Source organism: Methylobacter sp., assembly GCF_036845245.1.
Classification (GTDB): Bacteria; Pseudomonadota; Gammaproteobacteria; order Methylococcales; family Methylomonadaceae; genus Methylobacter_A.
In genome coordinates this window covers 1-8,518 of sequence record NZ_DAIUEH010000094.1, presented here as the reverse complement: position 1 = coordinate 8,518, position 8,518 = coordinate 1, and the positions used below count along the sequence as shown (strand labels likewise).

Sequence of the window (8,518 nt, the reverse complement as noted above, 5' to 3'; positions counted from 1 at the left end):
CGTTCAACAACTGAGAAAACCATCGCTTGAAATGGTTCTTGCGTAAGTCCTATTTTGATTAAAACCGGCCTCTTGCAATTTGAGAACAAATTTGTGTGCATCAAACCTGATCGTTGCCATAAATATAAACCCAGCAAATTTTAAGATGCCTGTAGCATAACAAATAACAAAATAATCAGTTACATTGCAAAAATCGTGGTTATGGTCTTAATTATGCCCATACTTCATATTAATAAAGCTCCCGGATATAAATGAACCTGCTGTTGCCTTCGTAAATACCAAAAGTGGCGCGGGCGGTTGGATTTGTCCCAAACCAAGTCATGTTAGCCGCTGTAGCGGCAGCTTGCACCGGCGTAGTACAGGTATTGCCGCTCGCGCTGCTACCAATATTCAGAGTCAAATCAACACTACCCGTGTTACCTGCACCGGATGCAGTCAAATTCAGACTTGGGTTTAGCACCCCGCCAGACATGGCAAGATTGCCCGCAGGTGAGAAATTTGTTTCACATGCGCTTAAATTTTGAAGATAGTTAGCCATAATAACGCTAGAGGCAGGGAAAGTTGTGCAACTGTCGTTGGTATTAACCATGTAATAATTGCCTTGCCAGTATTGAGCCTCGACCGGTATCGGTAAGGGCAACAATTCAGAACCGTAGGTATTTTGCAGACTAAGGCGACCTAAGCGCATACGTAAAAGGCCTCCGGAAAATTTCTTGTATGTAAAGCTGCTGCCTCCAGCAGCACTCGGATTCATGTCGGCTCCATTGACCTTGGGCGATGTCGTCACATCACTATCATTCACGGTAAGGCCAATATCAAGGGATTCGAAAGGCCCCCATGTGGCATCAGAACTAGTGGAAGTGGGTCGAGTGAACGTGCCGTTTGCATTCGTCAGAGTGTAAATGCCGGAAACCCAACTGCCACTGGCAAATGTAAGACGCGAAGATATATCCGTCCCATTATCTAGATTCTCGGCTCCAAAACTGACCGTTCCGTTTGCATAACTCCCGGTGTAATTCTGCGTCACACTGTTTGCCGCATTTTCAGCTGCAACCACTTTGCTTGTGGACAGAGAGAAAGGCTGTCCCATGTAAGTAAACGTTCCTGTCGAGCAGGCGTTAGCTATCGTTCCAGACACCCTAAAATGATCTGGAACAAAACGGCCGAATGCCCCCGCAGCATCCGACCCAAACTGGCATGAGAACCGGCTATTAGCCAACGTATTGCTGAAGCCTGAAGAACACTCCCCTTTGACTGAATCAACATTCGCAAAAGTATCGTCATAAACTGCATACTGAGCTAAGCTGAAACTTCCCACCTCAGAATAGGTTAGGTTGGATGCCGTGGCGATACCGCTGACAGCGGCTGAAAATGTGGTAGAGCCAAGAGAACCCAAATGGGGTAACGCTGTCGTAATCATACCCGAAGTAAGATTCAACTTGGGTGTACCAGTATAGTTATTAGTAGTGGTTGCGCTGTATACAGCTGTCGCAGAGAGCGTAAAAGGATCCGCTCCCGCCCGAAAGACTGGAGCTCCGCTACTACCCGCCTGCGTGGCGTTACTCGTCAAATTAAAAGTCTGAGGGCGAATCGCGAAATTGTCCGACGAACACGAATACAGCGGACCCGCAGTAGTGACGCGCACCCTGACATTAGGAACGGCATTGTTGTAGGTAAAGCTAAACGTTTTATGCTGGTTCGCGGTGAAGTTTGGAACACCGCTAGTCGTCAATGCCGGACTCAATGTCACAGGCGAGAGTACAGCGGCCGGGCTGGAGCATGTGCCGCTACTCACATCTACCAGCTCTATTGCCGTCAATGACTGACTGGAGCCGCTCCTGGACACGACATCCAGATTAAAAGTCGTGTTCGCCAACTTGGTGTAAATCGAGGTGTTCACTGCGGCTCCCACCTCGACCACATCAAATGTACAAGCGGCAAAGGTCAAGCTACAGGTTTGTGTGATACCGTTATAACACTGCGTTGCATTAGCTGCCGTTGGCGAAGTTGCCGTTGCGCCTAATGTATCCGAGCGAGAGGTGGTATCGGTCAGTGTTACTGTTGTTTGGCCTCCGCTAAAGGTAATTGGCGATGTCGGTAACCAAGTGCCGCCTGTGGTGCTCAGATTGACTGTCACACTACCCATATAAAGCGCAGCGCAGGCCGCATCAGCGCAGGCCTTAACTGTTACTGTAGCAGCGTTTGAGGTACAGGCAGTTCCTCCATGCTCGATTTTAATATGATGAAGGACGGGACTCGCCAGCCCTTGAACGGTGCAAACCTTCAGAGTATCAATTTCGTGAATATTGGCTGAACCACCCGTAGAACCGGTAAATGACAGATTCCAGTAAGCGGGTACCGCATTCTGGCTGTTTCCTGGATCTTTGACATCAAAAGCCGTGCAACCGCTTGTTACTCCCGGCGGACAACCAATCAGCGTCGTATAGGCTGTGCCTCCACCGGTAGTATCACGCTCCACCGAAGCCCACGCGTGATCACTGTCTGTGTGATCGACAATAATGCGATAACGATGAGGAGGATTAGCTGTATTATTGTCCTCAATTGCCGGACTAAGGCTACCGGTTCCCTGCAGGAAGCGATAACCGGACATACCCGAACCGGAGCCACGCACTGCAACTGAGTTCGGTGTTATTGTCGCCCCCCCTCCAAAACGCCCCTCGATATTTGTTGAATAGTTGCCGAACTCGTCCAGAGCAACTCCGAGCCAGCCGCCGGCAAATCCAGGACAGCCTCCTGCCGTGTTGCAATCGGAAATAGGGTTCTGACCTTTTTGAGCGTAACCGAGAGAACCCCCAAAAGCACCAGCCACAGGTGCCACAGAGGCATCAGAAAGAACCACAGTGATACCATCGGCACCGGTACCATCATAAGAAAAGTGCTCAAACTCTATCGTCACCTTGTTACCTGCAGCCGGGAACAATCTTTGCAATGTAGCCCAAGTGGCGACAGTTCCGGAAGCATCGGTAAGCCTTAACCGGTTACCGAAAATAATAGGATTACCGAATGTGCCTGTTTTGTATCCTACTGACCAGTTAGTTCCAGGAGAAGCACCATTGCTTCCGGTAAATCCGTCATTATAACAATTGTTGGTGGAGAGTTCTCCGACGGCAAACTCTCCGAAACTGGTCATGCCGATTGCTTGAGTAGAATAGGCGTTCCTAATCCCTGGGGTCTGCGAGGTCCAGATTCCAGAGCTCTTCAGGGCGACAATAAAACTGCTCGTAGTGGCCCCTGAATCCACTTCAGTAACCGTGCACGAACTTGCATTAGAGCAGAACTGAAAAGTCGCAGTATAAGGTGTCGTAGTGGACAAAGATCCCGCTGTCAGCGTCCAGTAGTGATTTGCACTTTTGGTAGCATCGATACCTGAAGCGGATGTCGCGGTATTGGGATGATCCCCGCTATCGGCCCGGCCAGTCAACGTGCCGGTATTCGTTCCGCTTTTGGTGATGCTGATAGGCGCATAACCGATACTATCGCCAACTGGATAACTGCAGGTTACCGGATTGGTCGCCGGCACTGTCAGTTGCAGGTTGCCGATGACATAGCCGCTGGTCAGGATAACAGGCGACGTCGAACAGTTCGCATTACTGTAAATTAGTGTGTTAGCGCCCGTTGTAATAGTACCACTGGTTAGAGTCAGCGACGTGCTACTGGTAACATTCGAGGACAGGCTGACACCGCTGGCGTTGTTTATGACCAAGCTGCCAAAACTTGGCGTGCCGGCAATCGACTGCGCATTGGTACCGCTCAACGTCCATACCCCACTCCCGGCATTAAAGGTACCGCTGTTACTAAAATTGCCTTGCAACGTTACCGCAGGATTAAAGGTGTTACCGGCGAAGGTAGTGCTGGCGGCGACAGTGAAGTTGCCGCGAATATCAAGCGTGCCGGAGGCCGGAGTTTTGGTACCGCCGCCGGATACCATCAGATTCGGATAGGTGACACCGGTAGTAGGCATTGTTTGCGTACTCACGTTCCTAAAATCGAGCGTAATATCCGTATTCGTGGCGCCGCTGTTGATGGTACCCAAGCCGCTGATACTGCCATTAATACCGAACGTGAAAGTGTCGGTAGCATTAAAGCTCAGTGCCTGACTGCCCAAGGCTAGGTTATTCACCGTCCACGTCGCGCCGCTGCCGGTCCACTGCGAGGCGGCTGTTAGAGCCACACTACCCGAAGTACCAAGTGAGAGTGTGCCGTTATTGGTCAGGTTGCCGCCCAAGGTGAGCGTATTGGCGGCCGATGCCGTGAGTGTACCTCCAGTATTGATCGTTAGACTGCTTAGACTACCTGTCGCTGGCGCCGTAGTATTGAGCGTGACGGTGTGACTGCTGATAATGGTAACCGTATCGCCGGTAAGCGGTACGCCACCGTGACAATTAGTCCAAGTGGCGGCAGTATTCCAGTTACCGGTAGCCAAACTGGTACAATTTAGACTGCCCTGCTCGCCCACCTCGAATACACCGAAACCCGTCAAGCCGGTCGCCTGTGTCGAAGTGGCGTTTTTAGTACCCACCGTCTGATTCGACCAGCTAACGGATTTTTTCGCCACAACGAAATTACTGGTGTTCGCCCCAATGTCCAGTTCGGTCGGCACTACGCATGTACCTGTGGCGCAAAACTGAAAAATCGCAGAATAAGGGGTCGTAGGTAACAACGTTCCCGCTGTCAGCGTCCAGTAATGGTTGGCGTTTTTTGCCTGGTTGATCCCGACAGTGGCAGAACCGTCAGGATGATCCCCACTATCGGTCCGCCCGGTCAAGGTACCGGTATTCGTTCCAGTCTTGTTGATGCTGATTGGGGCATAGCCGATGCTATCGCCAACCGGATAACTGCAGGTAACCGGATTGGTCGCCGGTATTGTCAGTTGCAGGTTGCCGATGACATAGCCGTTGGTGCGGCTTATGCTAGTCGTACAGTCGCCCCCCGACGCAATCAGCGTGTTCGCGCCGGTGGTAACGGTACCGTTGGTTAAAGCCAACACAGTACTCACCGTGACATTCGACGACAGGCTGACACCGCTGGCGTTGTTTGTGGTCAAGCTGCCAAAACTTGGCGTACCGACAATCGACTGCGCACTGGTTCCACTCAACGTCCATACCCCGCTCCCGGCATTAAAGGTACCGCTGTTACTGAAATTGCCTTTCAAGGCTACGGCGGGATTGTTGGTATTACCGGCGAAGGTGGTGCTGGCGACGACAGTGAAGTTGCCGCGGATATCAAGTGTGCCGGAGGCCGGAGTTTTAGTACTGCCGCCGGAAACCGTGAGATTCGGATAAGTGACACCGGTAGTGGGCACTGTTTGCGTACTCGCGCTCCTAAAATCGAGGGTAATACCCGTATTCGTGGCGCCGCTGTTGATGGTGCCCAAGCCGCTAATAATGCCATTAATACCGAGTGTGAACGTGTCGGTGGCATTGAAGCTCAACGCCTGGCTGCCCAGCGTCAAATTGTTCAGCGTCCAAGTCGCTCCGGTGCCGGTCCACTGCGAGGCCGTTGTCAGGGTAACGCTACCAAAGGTACCGAATGAGAGCGTGCCGTTATTGGTCAGATTACCGCCCAAAGTGAGCGTATTAGCCGCCGATGCCGTAAGTGTGCCACCACTATTGATCGTTAGGCTGGAGATCGCGGGTGTCGTGGTATTAAGCGTAACGGTGTGGCCGCTGGCGATAGTAACGGTATCGCCAGCAAGCGGAACACCGCTTCGACATTGCGTCCAGGTTGATGTTGCAGCCCAGTTGCCGGTAGCTAGGCTGGTACAATTAACAATCGCCGGCGTGATTGTCCCTATTATCACCCCAGTATCGTAATTACCGTTCGCATCCTTTTGGAAAACTTTGTAAGAATATACTTGCCCATTAGTGAGCGCGGTCGTCGTGCAATCTGAACTGCCTCCGGTACCGTCAATTCTTGCCAGCGCTGTGGATGCGGCGGTAGAAACCACACAGGCTACCGTTGCTGTTCCGTTACTGCTTCCCAGCGTGGGGGTCGAGCCTTCCACCGGCACTTCTGATCCGGCGCTCGCCGCAGCCCATCGATAAATGATGGAGCCGCTAGTCGTATTAAAGTCTGTGGCGACGGAAGTGGTCCAATTGAGTGCTACCTTTGCATCGTCTGAACTGCCACTCACCGCTGTGGCGCTTGCAGGGGAAAGATTGTCCACAGTCAGCGAAGCACTCGCGCCATCGGAGCCTGCCTGTAATTTGGTACTGGTAAAACCGGAGACAGTACCTCCCACGCTATAGGAAAGCCCCGGTGGCACCGGCATATTGGCGTGCGTTTTCGGCGTGATGCGCACTTTGAAAGTCGTCGCGGTGGTAGTCGCCGGAATCGGCGTGCCCCCGCTGAACGAAATCGTGTTACTGGTGGGATCGACGACGGCAGAAAAGTAAGTTGTGACGCCATCGCTACTGGTGATACGCACTTCGCTCAAGGCCTGGAACGAGTTGGTCCCGGTCAGTGTTACGTTAAGCGCGGTCACACTGTCCGTCCCGTTACTGGTTTGCAGGGTAAAGGCGTCGAGATCGGTGATCCCCGCACTAGGTGCGAGCGTGGTGTTTACAGGGTTAGTACCGTCACCCAGTGTGATACTGGTTGGCGTGAATGTTCCAACTGTCACCCCGACATCATAATTACCGTTACTGTCTTTCTGAAATACTTTGTAGGTGTATGCCTGTCCGTTGGTGAGGGCGGTCGTCGTGCAATCTGAACTGCCTCCGGTACCGTCAATTCTTACCAATGCTGTGGATGCGGCGGAAGAAACCACACAGGCTACCGTTGCTGTTCCGTTGCTGCCTCCCAGGGTGGGCGTCGAGCCTTCCGCCGGCACTTCTGAACCGGCGCTCGCCGCCGCCCACCGATACACGATGGAGCCGCTAGTTGTATTAAAGTCTGTGGCGGCGGAAGAAGTCCAATTGAGCGTGTTCTTTGCAAGGCCCGCGCTACCGCTGGTCGCCGTAGCACTTGCTGGGGAAAGATTGTCCACGGTCAGCGAGGCACTCGCTCCATCGGAGCCTGTCTGTACTTTGGTACTGGTAAAAGCAGCAACAGCACCTCCCACGCTATAGGCAAGACCCGGTGGCACCGGCATATTGGCGTGCGTTTTCGGCGTGATGCGCACTTTGAAAGTCGTCGCGGTGGTAGTCGCTGGAATCGGCGTGCCGCCGCTGAATGAAATCGTGTTACTGGTGGGATCGGCAGCAGCAGCAAAATAGGTTGTGGCTCCGTTGTTACTAGTGATACGCACTTCGCTCAAGGCCTGGAACGAGTTGGTGCCGGTCAGTGTTACAGTAAGCGCGGTTACACTGTCCGTCCCGCTGCTCGTTTGCAGGGTAAAGGCGTCGAGATCGGTGATCGCTGCACCGGGTGCGAGCGTAGCGTTTGCAGGGTTAGTGCCGTCACCCAGTGTGATACTGGATGGCGTGAATGTTCCAATTGTCACCCCGACATCATAATTACCGTTAGTATCTTTCTGAAATACTTTGTAGGTATATGCCTGTCCGTCGGTGAGGGCGGTCGTCGTACAATCTGAACTGCCTCCGGTACCGTCAATTCTTACCAATGCTGTGGATGCGGCGGAAGAAACCACACAGGCTACCGTTGCTGTTCCGTTGCTGCCTCCCAGGGTGGGCGTCGAGCCTTCCGCCGGCACTTCTGAACCGGCGCTCGCCGCCGCCCACCGATACACGATGGAGCCGCTAGTTGTATTAAAGTCTGTGGCGGCGGAAGAAGTCCAATTGAGCGTGTTCTTTGCAAGGCCCGCGCTACCGCTGGTCGCCGTAGCACTTGCCGGGGAAAGATTATCCACGGTCACCGCAGCGCTTGCGCCGTCGCTACCCAACTGTTCGTTGGTATTGGTAAAGGCCGTGACAGTGCCCCCCACGCTATAGGAAAACCCCGGCGGCACCGGCATATTAGTGTGCGTTTTCGGCGTGATGCGAACTTTGAAAGTCGTCGCGGTCGACGTCACAGGAAGCGGCGTGCTGCCGCTGAACGAAATCGTGTTACTAGTCGGATTAGTAACAGCAGAGAAATAAGTTGTGGCCCCGTCGTTACTGGTGATGCGTACTTCGCTCAAGGCTTGAAACGAGTTGGTCCCGGTCAGTGTTACGGTAAGTGCGGTCAGACTGTCCGTCCCGCTGCTCGTTTGCAGGGTGAACGCGTCGAGATCGGTGATCGCTGCACCGGGTGCGAGCGTGGCGTTTGCGGGATTCGTGCCGTCGCCGAGCGTCGTAGTTTTCGGCTTGAGCGCGATGCTGATGCGTCCTTGCACGGAACTGGCTACAAGCGCTCCTGTCGTACTGTTATATGTTCCGGCAGTCGTCTTTACACCTGTTGCAACACCAAAGCCTCCGCCATTGCCGCTGTTAGTATTACTATCAACCTGCTCTGTCAAACCTGTGAGGCTGGCGTTAGTCCACCCCGAGCGTTGGTTGGTGGTACTAGTAGTCAGTCATATTGAAGCGAAGCGATAATTTGTGATATAGCTATTGGC

Annotated in this window: 1 protein-coding gene; it reads right to left on the bottom strand. The window is 53.1% G+C overall.

Going from position 1 to position 8,518, the window contains the following annotated elements:
- Window positions 1–229: 229 nt before the first annotated feature.
- Window positions 230–8,419 (bottom strand): DUF6701 domain-containing protein, encoded by an 8,190-nt coding sequence (locus tag V7051_RS23880; RefSeq protein WP_334181185.1) that lies wholly within the window; start codon window positions 8,417–8,419, stop codon window positions 230–232.
- Window positions 8,420–8,518: the final 99 nt, after the last annotated feature.